The sequence below is a fragment of the Pantoea sp. GABEPS69 genome (assembly GCF_045780835.1).
GTDB lineage: Bacteria > Pseudomonadota > Gammaproteobacteria > Enterobacterales > Enterobacteriaceae > Pantoea > Pantoea septica.
Map to the genome: position 1 here is coordinate 3,358,982 of NZ_CP118618.1, position 20,275 is coordinate 3,379,256.

The 20,275-nt window shown below is 59.6% G+C and carries 19 protein-coding genes; 10 read left to right on the forward strand and 9 right to left on the reverse strand.

What is annotated here, in order from left to right; genetic code table 11:
* Nucleotides 1-77 precede the first annotated feature (77 nt).
* Nucleotides 78-842: a pyruvate dehydrogenase complex transcriptional repressor PdhR gene (gene pdhR / locus PVE98_RS16430; protein ID WP_033749516.1), complete on the reverse strand. Its 765-nt coding sequence runs from the start codon at nucleotides 840-842 to the stop codon at nucleotides 78-80.
* 515 nt (nucleotides 843-1,357) lie between these two features.
* Here pdhR and aroP point away from each other — a divergent pair.
* The 3 genes from aroP to PVE98_RS16445 all read left to right on the forward strand — a co-directional run bounded on the left by aroP (nucleotide 1,358) and on the right by PVE98_RS16445 (nucleotide 5,249).
* Nucleotides 1,358-2,713: an aromatic amino acid transporter AroP gene (gene aroP, locus PVE98_RS16435; RefSeq protein WP_096072583.1), complete on the forward strand. Its 1,356-nt coding sequence runs from the start codon at nucleotides 1,358-1,360 to the stop codon at nucleotides 2,711-2,713.
* A 167-nt stretch (nucleotides 2,714-2,880) separates the two neighbouring features.
* The gene (locus tag PVE98_RS16440) at nucleotides 2,881-4,293 is read left to right on the forward strand and encodes a glycoside-pentoside-hexuronide (GPH):cation symporter (protein WP_096072582.1); all 1,413 of its coding nucleotides are present in this window, start codon (nucleotides 2,881-2,883) and stop codon (nucleotides 4,291-4,293) included.
* Nucleotides 4,290-5,249, forward strand: a complete 960-nt coding sequence (locus PVE98_RS16445) for a family 43 glycosylhydrolase (protein ID WP_096072581.1) — start codon at nucleotides 4,290-4,292, stop codon at nucleotides 5,247-5,249. The genes PVE98_RS16440 and PVE98_RS16445 overlap by 4 nt, the downstream gene beginning before the upstream one ends.
* Here PVE98_RS16445 and ampE read toward each other — a convergent pair.
* Nucleotides 5,231-6,085 carry a beta-lactamase regulator AmpE gene (gene ampE / locus PVE98_RS16450; protein WP_033749511.1) on the reverse strand — a complete coding sequence of 285 codons (855 nt, stop codon included), beginning with the start codon at nucleotides 6,083-6,085 and terminating at the stop codon, nucleotides 5,231-5,233. The genes PVE98_RS16445 and ampE overlap by 19 nt on opposite strands.
* Nucleotides 6,086-6,101: 16 nt before the next feature.
* A complete protein-coding gene (ampD, locus tag PVE98_RS16455) occupies nucleotides 6,102-6,653 on the reverse strand; it encodes a 1,6-anhydro-N-acetylmuramyl-L-alanine amidase AmpD (protein WP_096072580.1) in 552 nt (183 codons plus the stop codon).
* A gap of 198 nt (nucleotides 6,654-6,851) precedes the next feature.
* On the opposite strand from ampD, the gene nadC reads away from it, so the two are divergent.
* From nadC to hofC, 4 genes are all read left to right on the forward strand, one after another.
* A complete protein-coding gene (nadC, locus tag PVE98_RS16460; protein ID WP_333620457.1) occupies nucleotides 6,852-7,748 on the forward strand; it encodes a carboxylating nicotinate-nucleotide diphosphorylase in 897 nt (298 codons plus the stop codon).
* 181 nt (nucleotides 7,749-7,929) lie between these two features.
* On the forward strand, nucleotides 7,930-8,385 hold the full coding sequence (ppdD, locus tag PVE98_RS16465; RefSeq protein WP_033749508.1) for a prepilin peptidase-dependent pilin: 456 nt from the start codon (nucleotides 7,930-7,932) through the stop codon (nucleotides 8,383-8,385).
* The gene (gene gspE, locus PVE98_RS16470) at nucleotides 8,372-9,763 is read left to right on the forward strand and encodes a type II secretion system protein GspE (RefSeq protein WP_313619159.1); all 1,392 of its coding nucleotides are present in this window, start codon (nucleotides 8,372-8,374) and stop codon (nucleotides 9,761-9,763) included. Before ppdD ends, gspE begins: the two co-directional genes overlap by 14 nt.
* The gene (gene hofC / locus PVE98_RS16475; RefSeq protein ID WP_096072577.1) at nucleotides 9,750-10,949 is read left to right on the forward strand and encodes a protein transport protein HofC; all 1,200 of its coding nucleotides are present in this window, start codon (nucleotides 9,750-9,752) and stop codon (nucleotides 10,947-10,949) included. Before gspE ends, hofC begins: the two co-directional genes overlap by 14 nt.
* Before the next feature lie 32 nt (nucleotides 10,950-10,981).
* On the opposite strand, the gene PVE98_RS16480 is transcribed toward hofC, so the two are convergent.
* Nucleotides 10,982-12,022: a GMP reductase gene (locus PVE98_RS16480; RefSeq protein ID WP_096072576.1), complete on the reverse strand. Its 1,041-nt coding sequence runs from the start codon at nucleotides 12,020-12,022 to the stop codon at nucleotides 10,982-10,984.
* A gap of 216 nt (nucleotides 12,023-12,238) precedes the next feature.
* Between PVE98_RS16480 and coaE the strand changes: the two genes are divergently transcribed.
* From coaE to yacG, 3 genes are read left to right on the forward strand one after another with little or no spacing between them, the layout of a single operon-like run.
* Entirely contained in the window at nucleotides 12,239-12,847 is a 609-nt protein-coding gene (gene coaE / locus PVE98_RS16485; protein ID WP_096072575.1) for a dephospho-CoA kinase, read from the forward strand.
* Between the two features lie 4 nt (nucleotides 12,848-12,851).
* Nucleotides 12,852-13,595, forward strand: coding sequence for a cell division protein ZapD (gene zapD, locus PVE98_RS16490; protein ID WP_096072574.1), 744 nt, complete (start codon nucleotides 12,852-12,854; stop codon nucleotides 13,593-13,595).
* Nucleotides 13,596-13,603: 8 nt separating this feature from the next.
* Nucleotides 13,604-13,801, forward strand: a complete 198-nt coding sequence (gene yacG / locus PVE98_RS16495; protein ID WP_033749501.1) for a DNA gyrase inhibitor YacG — start codon at nucleotides 13,604-13,606, stop codon at nucleotides 13,799-13,801.
* 24 nt (nucleotides 13,802-13,825) lie between these two features.
* Here the strand turns inward: yacG and mutT are convergent, their stop codons facing one another.
* From mutT to ftsZ, 5 genes are all read right to left on the reverse strand, one after another.
* Nucleotides 13,826-14,221 carry an 8-oxo-dGTP diphosphatase MutT gene (gene mutT, locus PVE98_RS16500; RefSeq protein WP_033749499.1) on the reverse strand — a complete coding sequence of 132 codons (396 nt, stop codon included), beginning with the start codon at nucleotides 14,219-14,221 and terminating at the stop codon, nucleotides 13,826-13,828.
* 289 nt (nucleotides 14,222-14,510) lie between these two features.
* Nucleotides 14,511-17,216 (reverse strand): preprotein translocase subunit SecA, encoded by a 2,706-nt coding sequence (secA, locus tag PVE98_RS16505; protein WP_313619161.1) that lies wholly within the window; start codon nucleotides 17,214-17,216, stop codon nucleotides 14,511-14,513.
* 70 nt (nucleotides 17,217-17,286) lie between these two features.
* Nucleotides 17,287-17,793 (reverse strand): secA translation cis-regulator SecM, encoded by a 507-nt coding sequence (gene secM / locus PVE98_RS16510; RefSeq protein ID WP_200879026.1) that lies wholly within the window; start codon nucleotides 17,791-17,793, stop codon nucleotides 17,287-17,289.
* Between the two features lie 302 nt (nucleotides 17,794-18,095).
* Nucleotides 18,096-19,013 carry a UDP-3-O-acyl-N-acetylglucosamine deacetylase gene (gene lpxC, locus PVE98_RS16515; protein WP_033749496.1) on the reverse strand — a complete coding sequence of 306 codons (918 nt, stop codon included), beginning with the start codon at nucleotides 19,011-19,013 and terminating at the stop codon, nucleotides 18,096-18,098.
* A 101-nt stretch (nucleotides 19,014-19,114) separates the two neighbouring features.
* On the reverse strand, nucleotides 19,115-20,269 hold the full coding sequence (ftsZ, locus tag PVE98_RS16520) for a cell division protein FtsZ (protein WP_033749494.1): 1,155 nt from the start codon (nucleotides 20,267-20,269) through the stop codon (nucleotides 19,115-19,117).
* Between the last annotated feature and the right edge of the window lie 6 nt (nucleotides 20,270-20,275).

Genomic DNA, 20,275 nt, shown 5'->3' on the forward strand with positions numbered 1-20,275 from the left:
TGTGTTCTGCTTGTGTGGCTCGCCAAAGCACAAGGAGACAGGCCCGTCGTTGATATCCGCGCGTTCTGTGTCGCGCGTTATTCCTTACGTTGCTGTAAACGACGCAGGGAGCGTTCACGACGAGTCTGCTCCCGACTTCTGTCCAGCAAGATTTCCTCTATGAACGCCAGGTGACGATGCGAGGCTTCGCGCGCCTGTTCCGGCTCGCGAGCCACAATCGCCTCGAAAATACTGGCGCGGTGACCGCTCACTTTCGCCAGCATTTCCCGGCGCGAGTAGAGCAATTCAAAATTCTGTCGAACGTTTTGTTCCAGCATAGGGCCCATCGAACGCAGCAAATGCAGCAGCACCACATTATGGGCGGCTTCTGTGACAGCGATCTGATACTGCATCACCGCATCCGCCTCGGCGTCGAGATCGCCGCTATCCTGAGCCTGCTGTATCTGCACGTGGCAGTGGCGGATACGCTCAATATCCTCTTCCGTGCCGCGCAGCGCCGCGTAGTACGCCGCAATCCCTTCCAGCGCATGGCGCGTTTCCAGTAAATCAAACTGAGATTCCGGATGCTTAGTAAGCAGGCTGACGAGCGGATCGCTCAGGCTTTGCCAGAGATTCTGCTGGACGAAAGTGCCGCCGCCCTGACGGCGCAGCAACAGACCTTTCGCTTCCAGACGCTGTATGGCTTCGCGAAGGGATGGACGTGAGACATCAAATTGTTTGGCGAGTTCGCGCTCAGGCAACAGCTTCTCGCCAGGACGCAGCGTCCCTTCCATAATCAGCGATTCCAGCTGCTGCTCAATGGCATCTGAGAGCTTGGGTTGGCGAATCTTACTGTAAGCCATCTTCCCTTCTTATCAAGCCGTCGTCCGGAGTAAATTGGTAATACCAATTCCAAAAAGTTGGCCGTAAAGTAACAAAGTATTCACCTTGTGTCTATATGACGCCGGTCACATTCCTTGTGCTGGAGGGCGGTGCGCAGCCTTAAGTTGCCGCGGGAAAAACAGAAATGGCGCGCCGCGGGAGATGTTAAATCTCGCTACTTTTACCAAACCTTACACTGCGTTAAGGGCGATGTTCTCGCTTACCATAAGACAACCTTATTCGTCTTTGGGAACAATTCATGGCAGAACAGGCGCAGGCGGCAGTGTGATGGCGACGATGCTTTTTCAGTCAAGTCTCAGCACGAAAAGAGAAAGCAGGTGCAAAGCGCACCGCATATCACTATTCTTGTCGCCAGGGTAGCATCCGCTTACAGAGAAGGCGCCTGATACCGTAAATAAATCAGTACGTTATTGTAACCACTTCCTGACAGCCATCGCGCGCTGCAACAGAAGAATTAAAACAACATGAGGTTCGTATGGAACAACAGCATGGCGATACGCTGAAGCGCGGGCTGAAAAACCGTCATATTCAGCTTATCGCGCTGGGCGGCGCGGTGGGCACCGGCCTGTTTCTGGGCAGCGCATCGGTGATCCAGGCGGCCGGTCCAGGCGTTATTTTGGGCTACGCCATCGCCGGCTTTATCGCCTTTTTGATTATGCGACAGCTGGGAGAGATGGTGGTCGAGGAGCCGGTCGCCGGCAGCTTCAGCCACTTCGCCTACAAATACTGGGGCAACTTCGCCGGCTTCGCGTCGGGCTGGAACTACTGGGTGCTCTATGTGCTGGTGGCCATGGCCGAGCTGACCGCCGTCGGCAAATACGTTCAGTTCTGGTGGCCCGATATTCCGACCTGGATTACCGCCGCCGTCTTCTTCATGTTGATCAACGCCATTAACCTGACCAACGTAAAAGTCTATGGCGAGATGGAGTTCTGGTTCTCTATCGTTAAAGTGGTCGCGGTGATCGGCATGATCCTGTTCGGCGGCTGGCTGCTGCTCAGCGGCACCGGCGGCCCACAGGCCAGCGTCAGCAACCTCTGGGCGCAGGGCGGCTTCTTGCCGCACGGCTTCAGCGGGCTGGTAATGATGATGGCCATTATTATGTTCTCCTTCGGCGGCCTGGAACTGGTCGGCATCACCGCCGCGGAAGCCGATAATCCCGAGCAGAGCATCCCTAAAGCCACCAATCAGGTGATCTATCGCATCCTGATTTTCTATATCGGCTCGCTGGCCGTGCTGCTGTCGCTGATGCCCTGGACGCGCGTTACCGCAGACACCAGCCCCTTCGTGCTGATCTTCCATGAGCTGGGCGATGCGCTGGTGGCGAACGCGCTGAACGTGGTGATCCTGACCGCCGCGCTGTCGGTCTACAACAGCTGCGTCTACTGCAACAGCCGCATGCTGTTCGGCCTGGCGCAGCAGGGCAACGCACCGAAAGCGCTGCTGAAAGTCGACCGTCGCGGCGTGCCGGTGGCCACTATTCTGGTCTCGGCCGTGGCGACCGCGCTCTGCGTGCTGATTAACTATCTGATGCCGGGCGAAGCCTTCGGCCTGCTGATGTCGCTGGTGGTTTCCGCGCTGGTGATCAACTGGGCGATGATTAGCCTTGCTCACCTGAAGTTCCGCCGTAAGAAAGATCAGCAGGGCGTGACGACGCGCTTTAAGGCGCTGCTCTATCCGTTCGGCAACTGGCTCTGCCTGGCGTTTCTGGCCGGCATTCTGGTGATTATGCTGATGACGCCGGGCATGGCGATATCGGTCTGGCTGATCCCGGTCTGGCTGGTGATCCTGGCCATCGGCTACGCCATCAAAAACAAGGTGCAGCGCGCCTGACGCTTAAGCCCGCCGACCTGCGTCGGCGGGCCTTTTCCCTTTCGATCCAGCTCACACTTTTCCCGCCGCGCCTGATTTGTCCATCTTACCGACTATTTGTTGCCAGCCATCCCGCTGATATAGCAACGATAATCCTCTGCTCATACCCAATGCGCAGGATAACTACCATGAAGGATTCCGCCCTCTCTTTTCGCGAAAAGCTGGGTTACGGCATGGGCGATGCCGGCTGTAATATGATTGGCGGCGCCATCATGCTGTTTCTTAACTATTTCTACACCGATGTTTTTGGCCTGGCGCCTGCGCTGGTAGGAACGCTCTTGCTCTCGGTGCGCGTGCTGGATGCGATTACTGACCCGATTATGGGCGCCATCGCCGATCGTACCCAGAGCCGTTGGGGCCGCTTCCGTCCCTGGCTGCTATGGATCTCGGTGCCCTATGTGCTCTTTAGCGTGCTGATGTTCACCACGCCGGACTGGAGCTACGAAAACAAGGTGATCTGGGCCTTCGTCACCTACTTTCTGATGTCTCTGACCTACACCGCCATCAATATCCCCTACTGTTCGCTGGGCGGCGTGATCACCAGCGATCCCGGCGAGCGCGTCTCCTGCCAGTCCTATCGCTTTGTCATGGTCGGCATTGCGACGCTGATCCTCTCTCTGTCGCTGCTGCCGATGGCGGAGTGGTTCGGCGGCGACGACAAGGCGCGCGGCTATCAGCTGGCGATGAGCGTGCTGGCGCTGATTGGGCTGGGGATGTTTCTGTTCTGTTTCGCCACGGTGCGCGAACGTATTCGCCCGGCAGTACCGACCCATGACGCGTTGAAAAGCGATCTGCGCGACGTGTGGAAAAACGACCAGTGGGTGCGCATTCTGCTGCTCACCTTCTGCAACGTCTGCCCCGGCTTTATCCGTATGGCCGCCACCATGTACTACGTGACCTGGGTGATGGGCCAGACGACTCACTTCGCCACGCTGTTTATTAGCCTGGGCGTCGTAGGCATGATGATCGGCAGCACCCTGGCGAAGCTGCTCACCGACCGCTGGTGCAAGCTGAAAGTCTTTTTCTGGACCAATATCGCGCTGGCCTTCTTCTCCTGCGGCTTTTACTGGATCGATCCGCACGCCACCGTCGCCGTGGTCGTCGCCTACTTCCTGCTGAACGTGCTGCATCAAATCCCGTCGCCGCTGCACTGGTCGCTAATGGCCGACGTCGACGACTATGGCGAGTGGAAAACCGGCAAGCGCATCACCGGCATCAGCTTCTCCGGCAACCTGTTTTTCCTCAAGGTCGGCCTGGCGGTCGCGGGCGCGATGGTCGGCTTTTTACTCTCGATTTACGGCTACGACGCGGGCGCGAAACAGCAATCTTCGCAGGCGGTAAACGGCATTATGCTGCTGTTCACCGTTATCCCGGGCGTAGGCTACCTGATTACCGCAGGCGTCGTGCGCCTGCTGAAGGTCGACCGCGCGCTCATGTGCACGATTCAGAACGATCTCGCACTGCGCCGCGCCAACTTCCGCGAACTGCATGACATTCGTCAGCGCGACGGCGCCGTCACCCAACCCGGAGAAGCGAAATGAGCACACCCTGGCCGAATCCCTTTATTGAACAGCGGGCCGATCCCTTTATCCTGCGCCATGAGCAGCACTACTACTTTATCGCTTCTGTGCCCGCCTATGATCGGCTAGAGCTGCGTCGCGCCAGCACGCTGCTCGATCTGCGCCATGCCGAACCGGTCGTGGTCTGGCGCAAGCCGGAGAGCGGCCCCTGCAGCGAGCTGATCTGGGCGCCGGAGCTGCACCGCATCGACGAACAGTGGGTGATCTATTTCGCCGCCGCGCCGACGCGCGACATTAAAGATGGGTTGTTTCAGCATCGCATGTACGCGCTGGTATGCGACGACGCCGATCCGCTTAGCGGACGCTGGCAGGCGCCGCGCCGGGTGTTTAGTCAGTTCGATACCTTTGCGCTGGACGCCACGCACTTCGTGCATCAGGGCAAAAACTGGTATCTGTGGGCGCAGAAGGATCCGGCCATCCCCGGCAACTCCAACCTCTATCTGGCGGAGCTGCTTAACCCCTGGACGCTGAAAGGCGCGCCGACGATGCTGAGCCGACCGGAATATGAGTGGGAGTGCGCTGGGTTTAGCGTCAATGAAGGACCGGCGGTGATCCAGCACGGCAATCGGCTGTTCGTCACCTATTCCGCGAGCGCCACCGACGAAAATTACTGCATGGGGCTGCTGTCGATCGGCATTGAGCAGGATCTGCTGGATGCCGCTAACTGGCGCAAGTCGGCGCGGCCGGTCTTTACCTCTAACTGGGATAACCACCAGTACGGTCCGGGCCACAACTGCTTTACTCAGGATGAAAACGGCGAGGATGTGCTGGTCTATCACGCCCGCAACTACACGGAAATCGAAGGGGATCCGCTGTGGGATCCCAATCGTCATACGCGGCTGAAAAGTTTTGTCTGGCGCGACGACGGCACGCCCGATTTCGGCGTGCCGCCTGCGGATTATACCAGCGTGCCGTAGATGGTGAGCAGCGCGACCACCACCACCAGCACCAGCGAGATGCGCTTCGCCAGCGCCACCGCAATGCGCGGGGTTTCGACCTTGTCCAGGTGCGGATCGCGCTCCAGCGAAAACTGCGCCAGGCTGGTCAGCACCTGATATTGCGAACGGTGACGGTCAGTCAGCGCAGCGAACCAGGCGGGCAGCGCCTTTTCGCCGTGCCCCAGCAGCGCATAGGCAACGCCGGCCAGCCGCGCCGGGATCCAGTCGATAACGTGCAGCAGGCCGTCGACGCCTGACTGCGCGCGCTCCAGCGGCGACTGATGCTTCGCCAGCCAGCTCTGCCAGGCGCGCAGGAAGGCGTAGCCCACCAGCAGCACCGGCCCGTAGGGGCCGCCCGCCACAAACCAGAACATCGGCGCCAGGTAGAAGCGGAAGTTAATCCAGATCAGCGCGTTTTGCAGCTCGCGCAGGAACTCTCGCTCGCTGCACTCCACCGGCACGCCGTGGATCAGCGTCAACTCGGCCGCCATCGCCTGATGCGCCGCGACATCATCATGGCTCGCCGCTTTTAAATAGGCGTGATAGTGCAGGCGCGCCGATCCGGCGCCGATGCAGAGCAGCCCGATCAGGATCCAGAACAGCAGCTGCGCGATGCCGAACAGCAGCCCTTTTACGCTCCAGATCGCCAGCGCCGTCAGCGCCATCGCCAGCAGGGTCATGCCGAGCGTGCGCAGCAGCGAAAAACGGCGGCGGCGGCGAAAAATAGGCTCCAGCCGGTGATCGAGCTGCCAGTGCTCGCCCAGCTTAAACAGGCGTTCCCAACCTAAAACCAGTAACAAGGAAAACAACGTCATACCCACTCCGCGAAAATCAAAAAGAAGTCTGCGCCAACAGCTGCTGATACTGCTCCCAGTCAAAAGCCGGCCCCGGATCGGTCTTGCGCGTCGGGGCGATATCGCTGTGTCCGGTAATGCGCGAGGGCGTCAAAGGATAGTGCTGCAGCAGGAGCTGCGTAACGGCGGCCAGCGCCTGGTACTGCGCATCGGTGTAAGGCAGATAGTCGGTGCCTTCCAGCTCGATGCCGATGGAAAAGTCGTTGCAGTTTTCGCGGCCCTGATAGCAAGAAACCCCGGCGTGCCAGGCGCGATGATCGAAAGAGACATACTGCACGATTTCGCCGTCGCGACGAATCAGGCAGTGCGCGGCGACCTGCAGGTGGGCGATATCGGCAAAATAGGGGTGGGCGTCGGGCGGCAAGGTGCCGGTAAACAGCCGATCGATCCACGGCCCGCCGAATTCGCCCGGCGGCAGGCTGATGTTGTGGATCACCAACAGCGAGGGAACCTCGTCGTTGGGACGTTGATTAAAATGCGGCGACGGCACCTGACGAATGTCGGTCAGCCAGCCCTGTTCCAGTTTCATGCTGGTTTTTCCTTAGCAGAGTCCGGCTGAGAATAGCATGATTTACGATAACTTTTTGCAGCCTAAAGGTGCGGCGGCCCTGCCCCGCTGCATTCAAGTTAAGTATACTAAACAAAAGTTCGGCTTCGGCTGGTGAAAAGCGTCGTTTCGATCTATTGTGGCTTCCTCTTTGTTCAGGTCATCAGGAGCGAAATCGCTATGCCAACCCGCCGTTATAATGCCGATAGCCGTCGCCAGACGCTGATCGCCCGCATCGAACAGGACATTCCAGCCACGGTCGCGCGCGCTTTGCAGGAGGATTTAGGCGGCGAGATCGACGCCGACCGCGATATCACCGCCCAGCTGCTTCCCGAAGAGAGCCAGGCGCAGGCGCGGGTCATCACGCGCGAGGCGGGAGTTTTCTGTGGTAAACGCTGGGTGGAAGAGGTGTTTAATCAGCTTGGCGGCCATGCGACGCTGAGCTGGCAGGTCGAAGATGGCGACAGCCTGGCGCCCGATCAGACGCTGTTTACCCTGAGCGGCCCTTCTCGCCTGCTGCTGACCGCCGAACGCACCGCCCTGAACTTCGTCCAGACGCTGTCTGGCGTGGCGACCGAAACCCGACGCTATGTGCAGCTACTGGAAGGCAGCAACACGCAGCTGCTGGACACGCGCAAAACCCTGCCGGGCCTGCGCACCGCGCTGAAATATGCGGTGCTGTGCGGCGGCGGCGCGAACCATCGCCTGGGCCTCTCGGACGCCTTCCTCATCAAGGAAAACCATATTATCGCCAGCGGGTCGATTCGCCAGGCAGTAGAGAAAGCGTTCTGGCTGCACCCGGACGTGCCGGTAGAAGTTGAAGTGGAGTCGCTGGAGGAGCTGGATCAGGCGCTGGCGGCAGGCGCCGACATCATTATGCTGGATAACTTCACCCTCGACGCGATGCGCGACGCCGTGGCGCGCGCGCAGGGACGCGCGCAGCTTGAGGTCTCCGGCAACGTAACGGAAGCGACGCTGCCGCAGATTGCCCAGACCGGCGTCGACTACGTCTCCGTCGGCGCGCTCACCAAGCACGTGCGCGCGCTCGATCTCTCAATGCGCTTCACCAGCCTGTAACTTCCCTGCGCCGTGCCGCCGTGCACGGCCTTTTTTGCGCGCCCGCTTCCGCTTCGTGGTTCTCCGCGCTGCAATCCAGCCCTTTTACTGCGCGCCTTTTTCCGGTCTGGAAATCCGCCGCTGGGTTTAGCGCCCATGCTTTTCTACTCTGCCCTCTCTTATTCATGAGAGAGGCGATGCAATGACCAATCAACAGGGCTTTACCCTGGTCGAGCTGATGATTGTGGTGGGGATCGTCGCGATCCTCAGCGCTATCGGCTTACCAGCCTATCAAAACTACCTGCAGCGCGCGGCGCTCACCGACATGCTGCAAACCATGGTGCCATACAAAACGGCCGTCGAGCTGTGCGCCCTGGAGCGAGGCGGCCCAGCGCAGTGCCAGGCTGGCGAGAAGGGCATTCCGGCGGCGAAAGGCTCGCGCTACGTCTCCGCGCTCAGCGTGATAAACGGCGTGATTACCTTGACCGGTCAGGAGAGCCTGAACGGCCTGAGCGTCGAAATGACGCCGGTATGGGACAGCGTGGAAGGTAGCCTGAGATGGCAGCGCAGCTGTACCAGCAGCAGCGAAAGCCTGCGCGATAACTGCCTGGAGCAGTTCCGCTTCGATGATAAAGGAGCTGACGATGGCGATGCCTGATTCCGCTATACGTGCGCTGTGCCAGCGCTATCGGGCCGTGTTGCTGCATCATGACGCGACGCTGTTGCGCGTCGCCGTGGCGGAACCGGTGCCGGAGGGGCTCAGCGAGGCGCTGCACTTCGCCAGCCAGTGTCAGATCGAGATCGAATGCTGGCCGCAGGCGCGGCTCGATCTTCACCAGCACGGCAGCGCCTTAGCGGATGCGCCGCGCGAGGCGCTGCCGGAATCGGCGGTCGACGCCGTCAACCAGATGCTGCAGCAGGCGCTGCGGCGGCGGGCGTCCGATATTCATATCGAACCGCAGCGCGACGGCGTACGCATACGTCTGCGCATCGACGGCGTGCTACAGCCGCTGACGCCTCTGAGCGAGGCGCCGCCCGCCGCGCTGATCGCCAGGCTGAAAATCCTAGGCGGGCTGGATATTGCCGAACGACGGCTGCCGCAGGATGGACAGTTTACTCTGACGCTGGAGGGCAAACCCGCCGCCTTCCGTCTGGCGACGCTGCCGGTGCAGTACGGCGAAAAAGCGGTGATCCGCCTGCTGCAGAGCGAAAGCAGCACCCTATCGTTGGATAAGCTGGGCCTGCCCGCCGCGCAGCGCCGTCTGCTGAGCGCCGCGCTGGCGCAGCCGCAGGGACTCATCCTGGTAACAGGCCCGACCGGCAGCGGGAAAACCTTTACGCTCTACAGCTGCCTGAGCACGCTGAACCGGCCGGAAATGAACGTCAGCAGCGTCGAAGATCCGGTAGAAATTCCGCTGGCCGGCATTAACCAGACGCAGATCAACCCTAAATGCGGGCTCGACTTCAATCGGGTGCTGCGCGCCCTGCTGCGTCAGGATCCCGACGTCATTATGGTAGGCGAGATCCGCGATGCGGAGACGGCGGAGATTGCGGTCAAAGCGGCGCAGACCGGCCACCTGGTATTATCGACGCTGCACACCAACTCCACGGCGGAAACCCTGACGCGGCTGCGTCAGATGGGCATTCCCGGCTATCTGCTCGGTCCGGCGCTGCGGCTGATCGTGGCGCAACGACTGGTGCGGCGGCTCTGCCCGCACTGTCGTCAACCAGCGCAGGCGATGGCGCATTTTCCGCCCGACATCTGGCCCGGCACGTTGCAAACCTGGCGCGCCCCCGGCTGCGACCACTGCTTTTCCGGCTATTTCGGACGGCTGGCGCTGTTTGAGATATTACCGATCGGCAGCAAGCTGCAAAACGCCATCGCCGCCGAGATGCCGCTCGACAGCGTGCTGGCGCTGGCGAAAAAACAGGGTATGCGCACCCTGTTCAGCAGCGGGCTGGAGGCGGTCAGCCGCGGCGAAACCTCGCTGGAGGAGATGCAGCGCGTGACCGGTCTGGAAGATGTCCCGGCTTAGCCTCTACCGCTGGCAGGCGATCAACGGCCAGCAGCAGCTGCATGAAGGCCAGCTGCTGGCGGCTGATGAAGAGAGCCTGCTGCGCCAGCTGGCTGAAGAGGATCTGCTGCCAGTTAGCTGGCAGCGCCGCAAGACGTGGCATGCGCGCGACTGGAAGTGGCAGCAGAAAATCGATTTTGTCAGACAGCTTGCCACGCTGCTCAAAGCGGGCCTGCCGCTGGCGCAGGGGCTGGCGCTGCTGTCGCAAGGTCATCCGCATCCCGGCTGGCAATTGCTGCTGCATGCGCTGCGGCTGCGAATCTTGCGCGGTGAGCCCTTTTCTCAGGCGTTAAGCCAGTGGCCGCAGATTTTTCCGCCCCTGTTCGCCGCGCTGATGCAGGTGGGCGAACTGACCGGCCAGCTTGACGTCTGCTGCGCGCAGCTGGCCGATCAGCAGGCGCGTCAGCAGCATCTGTGGAATAAAGTGATCAAGGCGCTGCGCTATCCGCTGTTTATTTTACTGGTGGCCGTGGCGGTAAGCGTCGGCATGCTGCTGTTCGTACTGCCGGAATTCGTCTCGGTCTACGCCTCGTTCAACGCCCCGCTCCCCGCCTTTACCGCGGCGGTGATGGCGCTCTCCGTCGGTCTGCAGCGCTGGGGCGGCTGGCTCGCGGTCGCGCTGCTGTTGGCCGCAGTCGCCTGGCGCGCGCTGCGTCGTCGCTCGCCGGCGTGGCAGCTGTGGGAGCAGCGTCTGATGCTGCGTCTGCCGCTGCTCTCGGATCTGTGGCGCGGCAGCCAGCTCAGCCAGATCTATGCGGTTTTGCAGCTTACGCAGCGGGCGGGCATTACTTTGCTGCAGGGGTTGCAGGCGGCGGAGGCGACGCTGACCGCGCGGCTGTGGCGCGACGCCGTCGTGGCGCTTCAGCACTATATTGCGCAGGGCGCGCCGCTGCATCAGGCGATGCAGGATCATCCGCTATTTACGCCGCTCTGCATGCAGCTGGTGCATGTGGGGGAAGAGGCTGGCGCGCTAGACACCATGCTGGCGCGGCTGGCGGAGTGGCATGAGGCGCAAACCCTGGCGCTGGCCGATACGCTTGCCGCCTCGCTGGAACCCGCAATGATGGTGATCGTCGGCGCCATCGTCGGCACGCTGGTGATCGCGATGTATCTGCCTGTGTTTGGGCTGGGAAATGTGATTCATTAGGGTGCGCAAGGCACCCTGATGACGGAGAGAGGTTAACGATTAAAAACGCGGTTTTCCTGTTCGGCGACGCGAATAAAGGTGGTTCGCTTGGTCAGCTCCTTCAGCCGCTCTGCGCCGACATAGGTACAGGCTGAGCGCAGGCCGCCGAGGATGTCGCGCGCCGTCTCGGCAACCGGGCCGCGCAGCGGCAGCTTCACCGTTTTGCCTTCCGCCGCGCGATACTGCGCGACGCCGCCAACGTGGCGCTTCATCGCCGATTCCGAGCTCATGCCGTAAAACAGCATAAACTGCTCGCCGTTCTCCTCGACTACGGTTCCCTCGCACTCGTCATGCGCGGCGAGCATGCCGCCCAGCATCACGAAATCGGCACCGCCGCCGAACGCTTTGGCGATATCGCCCGGCACCGCGCAGCCGCCGTCGCTGACAATCTGGCCGCCCAGGCCGTGCGCCGCATCCGCGCACTCGATCACCGCAGAGAGCTGAGGATAGCCGACGCCGGTTTTCACGCGTGTGGTACAGACCGAACCCGGGCCAATGCCGACCTTAACGATATCTGCGCCGGAGAGGATCAGCTCCTCCACCATTTCGCCGGTGACCACGTTGCCTGCGCAAATGGTGCGATCCGGAAAGCGTTCGCGCGCGCGCTGCAGGAAGGTGACAAAGTGCTCGGAATAACCGTTCGCTACGTCAATACAGATGAATTTGAGATCGGCGGAGAGCGCCAGAATCGCCGTCAGCTTCTGCAAGTCGGCCTCGGATGTGCCGGTCGACACCATAATGTGATTCAGCACCGCCACCGGCGAACGCTCGATAAAGGCGCGCCATTTCTCGACGCCGTAGTGCTTATGCACGGCCGTAAGGATATCAAAGCTGGCCAGCGCCTCCGCCATGCTAAAGGTGCCGACGGTGTCCATATTCGCAGCGATCACCGGCACGCCGCTCCAGCTCAGGCCGGAATGCTTAAAGGTAAAGTGACGCTCCAGTTCGACCTCAGAGCGGCTTTTCAGCGTGGAGCGTTTAGGACGGATAAGCACGTCTTTAAAACCCAGCTTTAAATCTTCTTCAATACGCATAAAAATTGTCCTGGTAAGTGGCAGCGAATCGCAGTTCGGGTAGCGCACACGGCTCCAGTGGCATAATCATACGCGCCCTACGTCTGCCGACAAGACTGCGAATTTCACTTTATTTAAGCTACAATCCGATAAATTTAGCTGAGAATTTTCATTGTGATCGCGCACACAGTTTTGCGCTTCGGCTTGCCCGCTGCGTAGCGCGCCTGAGAGAGTAATATGCCTTATACCGTGGCGCTGACCGGAGGAATCGGCAGTGGAAAGAGCACCATCGCCAATGCTTTTGCGGCGCTTGGCGTGCCCATTATCGACGCGGACGTTATCGCGCGCGAAGTGGTCGAGCCGGGAACGGCGGCGCTGCGGCAAATAGCGGAGCGGCACGGCGAAAGCATCCTGACGGAGCAAGGCGCGCTGAATCGCGCCCGACTGAGAGAAATTATTTTTCAGTCGCCCGATGAAAAAACCTGGCTAAACAATCTGCTTCATCCCCTGATTAACGCCCGCACGCAGCAGCTGAAAGCGCTGTCGACCGCGCCCTATGTGCTGTGGGTCGTGCCGCTGCTGGTCGAGAACGGCCTGCAGCATCAGGCGGATCGCGTTCTGGTGGTCGACGTCGATGAAGCGACGCAGCTCAGACGCACCATCCAGCGCGACGGCATCGATCGCCAGCAGGCGCAAAATATTCTGTCCGCTCAGGCGACGCGCAGCGCGCGCCTCGCCGTAGCCGACGACGTCATTAATAACAGCGGCACGCCCGATGAGGCGCTGCCGCAGGTTGCCGCTCTGCACCAGCGCTATCTGGCACTGGCGGCAACGCAACAGGATTAACGCCATGAGTACAGTCGTTCTGTTTGAACATCCCCTGAATGAAAAAATGCGCACCTGGCTGCGCGTGGAATTCTTAATCCAGCAACTGCATGAAACGGTCCCGGTTACCCGCACCGCCTCGGCGCTGACCTTTTTCCGCATCATCGGCGAGCTGCTGGATATTTTCGAGCGCGGCGATATGCGTACCGAACTGCTGAAGGAGCTGGAGCGTCAGCAGCAAAAGCTGCGCGCCTGGGCAGACGTGCCTGGCGTCGATATGGCCGTGGTCGATGCGCTGCGCGACAAGCTGAAAGCGCAGGCGGTTCAGCTCAACAGCGCGCCGCGGATGGGACAGCAGCTGCGCGAAGATCGCCTTATCGGCTTGGTGCGTCAGCGGCTCAGCATTCCGGGCGGCTGTTGCAGCTTCGATCTGCCAGGACTGCATATCTGGCTGCATCAGCCTCAGGAGGTGCGCGACGGTCACGTTTCCGCCTGGCTGGAGACGCTGATGCCGCTGCATCAGAGCCTGGCGATGATTCTGGATCTTATTCGCCAGTCAGGCGCGTTCCGTCATCAGACCAGCCTGAACGGTTTTTATCAGGACAACGCCGAGGGCGCGGATCTGCTGCGCCTGCAGCTCCAGCTGGAAGATGCGCTTTATCCCCAGGTTTCCGGCCACAAAAGTCGTTACGCCATCCGCTTTCTGCCGCTGGACAGCGAACGCGGCGAAGTACCTGCACGACTCAACTTTGAACTGGCCTGTTGTTAGAGGTAGCTATGCAAAATGAAGTGATTACCGTTCAGTGTCCGCACTGCGGGAGAGATGTAATCTGGGATGAGCTCAGTCCGTGGCGCCCGTTCTGCAGCAAGCGCTGCCAGCTGATCGATCTAGGCGAATGGGCGGACGAAGAGAAGCGGATCCCCAGCGAAGGCGATCTGAACGAAAGCGACGACTGGAGCGAAGAACAGCACTGACAGCAGGGGCTCGCGCCCCTGATATTAAAGCTCGCCGGCGACCAGACGCGCAACCAGCGAATGGTTAGCCGGCGGGAACTCTTCCGCGACCAGCTCGCGTTGCGCGACCCAGCGCTGCGGCTGCCCTTCCCGTCCCCACGGCTCGCCTTCCCAGCCTTCCACCAGAAAGAAGTTAAGCGTTACGCGCAGCGCGTCATAGGTATGATCCGCCGCGCCAATCGCCGTCGCCTGCGTCACTTCGATGCCGGTCTCTTCCAGCAGTTCGCGTTTCAGCGCCTCTTCCGCGCTCTCGCCAGCCTCGATTTTGCCGCCGGGAAACTCCCACATATTCGCCATATGGGACGACGCCGGGCGCTGAGCCAGAAAGATCTCTTTATCGGCGTTACGGATGATGCCAACGGCAACCTGCAGGTGCTTCATAAAATTTTCCACGTCGGGTAGGTGAATGTGCGCTGATTTTAAAGCATGGATGGCGCGAAGTTAACCGCGCCGCGTCGACAAGAAAAAAGGCGCCTGAGCGCCTTTCAAACAGCTGACATATTTAAAACGCGGATGACATGGACTGAAGAGCAAAGCGTCCCGCGCAAGGGACTGCGCGGGCCGAGCTGACATGGATGCCGCTTTTGCGCCTTTGCGATCGGGCCTTGTCAACCGCGTCTGCACTTTTCTCACAAGCTCAAAGGCGCCGAAGCGCCTTTTTTCGCGACTGTCAGGCCAGTCGGCCGTGACACTGCTTATATTTTTTACCGGAGCCGCACGGGCAAAGATCGTTGCGTCCGACTTTGCGCTCGCCGCTTTGTGCGGCCAGCGATGCGGCCGCGGCCGCTTCATCGTCAACATGGCTAAGCTGCTGCTGCTGCGCCAGACGTTCCGCTTCTTCGCGACGCTGCTGCTCCATCGCTTCCACCTCTTCCGGCATGCGCACCTGCACCTTGCTCAGCGTGCTGACCACTTCATACTTCAGCGACTCGAGCATGGCGGCGAACATCGCGAAGGATTCACGCTTGTACTCCTGCTTAGGATCTTTCTGCGCATAGCCGCGCAGATGGATGCCCTGACGCAGATAGTCCATCGCCGCCAGATGCTCTTTCCACAGCGAATCGAGCGTCTGCAGCATCACGCCTTTTTCGAAGTTGCGCATCATCTCGACGCCGACAATCTCTTCCTTGCTGGCGTAGCTCTCGCGGGCGCGCGTCATGATGCGCTCGCGCAGCGTCTCTTCATGCAGATCCGGCTCTTTGTCCAGCCACTCGGCGATCGGCAGGTCGAGGTCAAAGTCAGCGCGCAGGCGCTCTTCCAGACCCGGCACGTCCCACATTTCTTCAAGCGACTGCGGCGGAATGTAGGTGTCGATAGTGGTTTTAAACACGTCTTCACGAATGCTGTTGATGGTTTCGCTGACGTCGGAAACGTCCAGCAGCTCGTTACGCTGGCTGTAGATGGCGCGACGCTGGTCATTCGCCACATCGTCATACTCCAGCAGCTGCTTACGAATATCGAAGTTGCGGCTCTCGACTTTACGCTGCGCGTTGGCGATAGCTTTGGTCACCCACGGGTGCTCGATCGCTTCGCCAGGCTTCATGCCCAGTTTACGCATCATGTTAGAGACGCGATCCGAGGCGAAAATACGCATCAGCGCATCTTCCATCGACAGATAGAAGCGGGAAGAGCCGGCGTCGCCCTGACGACCGGCACGGCCGCGCAGCTGGTTGTCGATACGACGCGACTCGTGGCGCTCGGTGCCGATAATATGCAGGCCGCCTGAAGCCAGCACCGCATCGTGGCGCTGCTGCCAGGCCGCTTTGATCGCTTCAATCTGCGCTTCGGTCGGCTCTACCAGCTCGGCGACTTCCGCATGCCAGCTGCCGCCCAGCATAATGTCGGTACCACGACCCGCCATGTTGGTGGCGATAGTAACCGCGCCCGGCTGGCCCGCCTGAGCGACGATATCCGCTTCGCGGGCGTGGAACTTGGCGTTCAGCACGTTGTGCTTGATGCCTGCGCGCGTCAGCTCGTTAGAGACCACTTCCGATTTTTCGATAGAAATCGTACCCACCAGCACCGGCTGGCCATTAGCGGTACGCTCGCGAATATCTTCGATAATTGCGTCGATCTTCTCTTTTTCGGTCATATAGACCAGATCGGGCAGATCTTTACGCACCATCGGGCGGTTGGTCGGCACGACGATGGTGTAGAGTTTATAAATAGAGCTGAACTCGAAGGCCTCGGTGTCCGCGGTACCGGTCATACCGGCCAGCTTATCGTAGAGACGGAAGTAGTTCTGGAAGGTGATGGAAGCCAGCGTCTGGTTCTCGTTCTGGATCTCCACGCCCTCTTTGGCTTCAATCGCCTGGTGCAGACCATCCGACCAGCGGCGACCCTGCATGGTACGTCCGGTGTGTTCGTCGACGATAACCACTTCGCCGTCCTTCACGATGTAATCTACGTCGCGCGTAAACAGCGCATGGGCGCGCAGCGCCGCGGTGACGTGATGCATCAGCATAATGTTGGTCGGTGAATAGAGCGATTCGCCCTCTTCCATAATGCCCTGGCTTACCAGCAGCTCTTCCACCTTGACCAGGCCGCGCTCGGTCATGTGCGCCTGACGCGCTTTCTCGTCAACCCAGAAATCGCCTTCGCCCTGGAAGTTGTCAGAATCTTCCTTCTCCTGACGCACCAGGCTAGGAATGATTTTATTAACTTTGGTGTACATTTCCGAGCTGTCTTCCGCCGGACCGGAGATAATCAGCGGCGTACGCGCTTCGTCGATCAGAATGGAGTCGACCTCATCCACCAGCGCATAGTTCAGCTTGCGCTGCACGCGCTCTTCCGGGCTGAACGCCATGTTGTCGCGCAGATAGTCGAAGCCATATTCGTTGTTGGTGCCGTAGGTGATATCCGCCGCGTAGGCTTCACGCTTCGCCACCGAAGGCATGCCCGGCAGGTTAATGCCGACGCTCAGCCCCAGGAACTCGAACAGTGGACGGTTATTTTCCGCATCGCGCTGCGCCAGGTAGTCGTTGACGGTCACGACATGCACGCCTTTACCGCTCAGCGCATTGAGGTAGGCCGGCAGAGTCGCGGTCAGCGTTTTACCTTCACCGGTACGCATCTCCGCGATGCAGCGATCGTTCAGCACCATGCCGCCAATCAGCTGCACGTCAAAGTGACGCATGCCGAAGACGCGCTTACTTGCTTCACGCACCGTGGCGAACGCTTCCGGGATCAGGCTTTCCAGCGTCTCGCCCTTTTTCAGGCGCTCGCGGAACTCGTCGGTTTTCGCTTTCAGCTCATCGTCAGAAAGTTTTTCGAAATCCGGCTCCATCTTGTTGATGACGTCTACGACTTTGCGCATGCGGCGCAGGGTACGATCGTTGCTGCTGCCAAACATTTTGGTTAAAAGCTTGATTAACATATTAAAAACTTCTCAATTCAGCCGCGTAATGCGGACTGCGATAATGAATAAAGGTATTTTAAAAGGCGTTTCAGACAAGCAGCGTAGACGGTCCGGCGCGAATTGCATGGGTTTTACTGCGCCAGTCGGCCAGAGAAGTGGCAGGTGCGAGCGCATCGCGCGGCGCGTTGGCGACCGGCTGCGACGGCTGGCGTAAAGAAGTATGGGTGGTCAGCAACGCCTGAAGCGAATCGATCAACGCCAGCTTGTGCGCAGCCAGCGGCAGGTTGTCGGGCGTTTCCGCCTGCGGCGTCAGGGTAAAGGAAAGATGGCGGATAACGGTGCGGATGGCGTGCTGATGCCAGTAATCTATCGTAAAGCTGGGACGGCGCGCCGTTTCCTGCAGCCGGATCAGATGATCGAAGCGCGCGGCATTGCCGACGAAAAGGCTGCTGGAAGAAGATTCGGATGAGGTGTTGAATTCGGCGCTCTGGGCGCAGACAGGCAAGCCAAAGCTGGCCGCTACCATCCCCAACAGGAGATGAGGCCAGAAATAGCGTCTGCCTAAATGTCGCCAGCGTAGAAAAATTCCGATCACAACTCTTCCATTGCGCATCAACGATCGCGTCGTTGTCAGGGGTTTGCCGCTCTCTTTGAACAGCGGCGCTCAGCTTCTCAGAGCGCCTGATAGTACCATTAATGTGGGGCGCCCACATCAGTGTTTAAAGTCGCTCTGGAAGAAAAGCCGCCTGTTTGTTCAGCGTTTCAGCAACGTTGCGCGCTTTGCTGCGAAGCATGTCGACAATTTCAGGGGACCATAAAAAGCGCAATAAAAAAGGCTGGCGCTGCTGACCGGAGAGGGTTGTCAGCAGATACCAGCCTTTAAAGATTCCGGGGTAATTAAGCCAGAACCAGATTCGGTGCCTTGAACGCCAGCGGCAGTTCCGCTTCGTCTTCGAAGGTAGCCCATTCCCAGGCTTCTTGTTTCGCCAGGACGGCCTGCAGCAGCTTGTTGTTCAGAGCGTGGCCTGATTTGAACGCGGTAAACGCGCCGATAATATTGTGGCCGCACATAAACAGGTCGCCGATCGCATCCAGCATTTTGTGACGAACGAATTCATCTTCAAAACGCAGGCCTTCTTCATTCAGCACGCGGAAATCGTCGAGGCCGATCGCGCAATCCAGACTACCGCCCAGGCACAGGCCTTTGGATTGCAGATACTCGATTTCACGCATAAAGCCGAAAGTACGCGCGCGGCTGATCTGACGAACAAAAGAGTCGGCAGAGAAGTTCAGCTGATAGCGCTGAGAGCTGGAGTCGATCGCCGGATGGTTGAAGTCGATGGTGAAGTCGAGAGAGAAACCGTTGTACGGCTTGATCTCGGCCCACTTGTCGCCATCTTCCACGCGAACAGTCTGCTTAACGCGCACGAATTTTTTCGCGCTGTTCAGCTGTTCGATGCCCGCATCCATCAGCAGATAGATAAAGGGCGCGGCGCTGCCGTCCATAATCGGGATTTCCGGCGCATCCACTTCAACGATAATGTTGTCGATACCCAGACCAGCCAGCGCGGCGTTCAAATGCTCAACCGTCGAAATACGTACGCCTTCATCATTCACCAGGCAGGTACTCAGCATGGTGTCGCGCACGTATTTTGCATCAGCCGGGAAATCAACCGGTGGATTCAAGTCAGTGCGACGATAGATGACCCCGGTATTAGCCGGCGCAGGGCGTAGAGTCAGCGTGACTTTCTTGCCGGTATGCAAACCGACGCCAGTCGCCTGAACAATACGTTTTAATGTCCTTTGTTTGATCATCGTATTATCTCGCAATATTACCCATCCGACCGCTAGTATACTTTACCAGCGGGCGAACACTTTAGCACAAAGAGCGGAGAATCCCAATTCTCAGCTTATTCCTAATCTGCCTGCTTACGCAGAAACGCTGGAATATCAAGGTAATCGGGCTCTTTGTTTGACTGCGCGGTCTGGTCGTTGACCACTTTGGCCGCCGGCTTTTGCTCCTGCGGCAGCGGCGACATGCCGTGCTGCTGGTAGCGATGATCCATCACAGGCTGGCTAGCTGGCTTGTTGGTCACCAGGGTGATTTCCGGACGCTTGTCCATGCCGATGCCGGTTGCCACCACGGTAACGCGCAGTTCGTCGTTCATCTCCGGATCCAGCGAGGTGCCGATAACCACGGTCGCGTTGTCGGAGGCGAAGGCGCGGATAGTGTTACCCACGGTTTCGAACTCATCCAGACGCAGGTCGAAGCCCGCCGTGATGTTGACCAACACGCCGCGCGCGCCAGACAGGTCGATATCTTCCAGCAGCGGGCTGGAGATCGCCATTTCCGCCGCCTCTTCCGCGCGGTCTTCGCCACAGGCGACGCCGGAGCCCATCATCGCGTAGCCCATTTCGGACATCACGGTGCGCACGTCAGCGAAGTCGACGTTCATCAGGCCCGGACGTGTAATCAGTTCGGCGATGCCCTGTACCGCGCCTTTCAGCACGTCGTTTGCCGCGCCGAAGGCGTCGAGCAGAGAGATGCCGCGACCCAGCACTTTCAGCAGCTTATCGTTCGGAATGGTAATCAGTGAATCAACATGCTTAGAGAGCTCGGCGATGCCCTGCTCAGCAAAAGCCATGCGCTTTTTACCTTCGAAGTTGAACGGCTTGGTCACGACCGCAACGGTCAGAATGCCCAGGTCTTTGGCCACTTCCGCCACCACCGGCGCAGCGCCGGTGCCGGTACCGCCGCCCATGCCGGCAGCGATAAAGACCATGTCTGCTCCCTCCAGCGCAGAACGCAGTGCTTCGCGATCTTCTTCCGCCGAGGTACGACCAACTTCCGGATTCGCTCCGGCACCCAGACCTTTGGTGATATTGGTGCCGATCTGGATAGTCTGGCCAACCGCTGTTTTACGCAACGCCTGGGCGTCGGTGTTCACAGCGAAGAATTCCACACCTTCGATGCGCTCGCGCACCATGTGCTCTACGGCGTTGCCGCCGCCGCCGCCGACGCCGATGACTTTAATCACCGCGTCATTGGTTAATTCCATCGGTTCAAACATGATTTC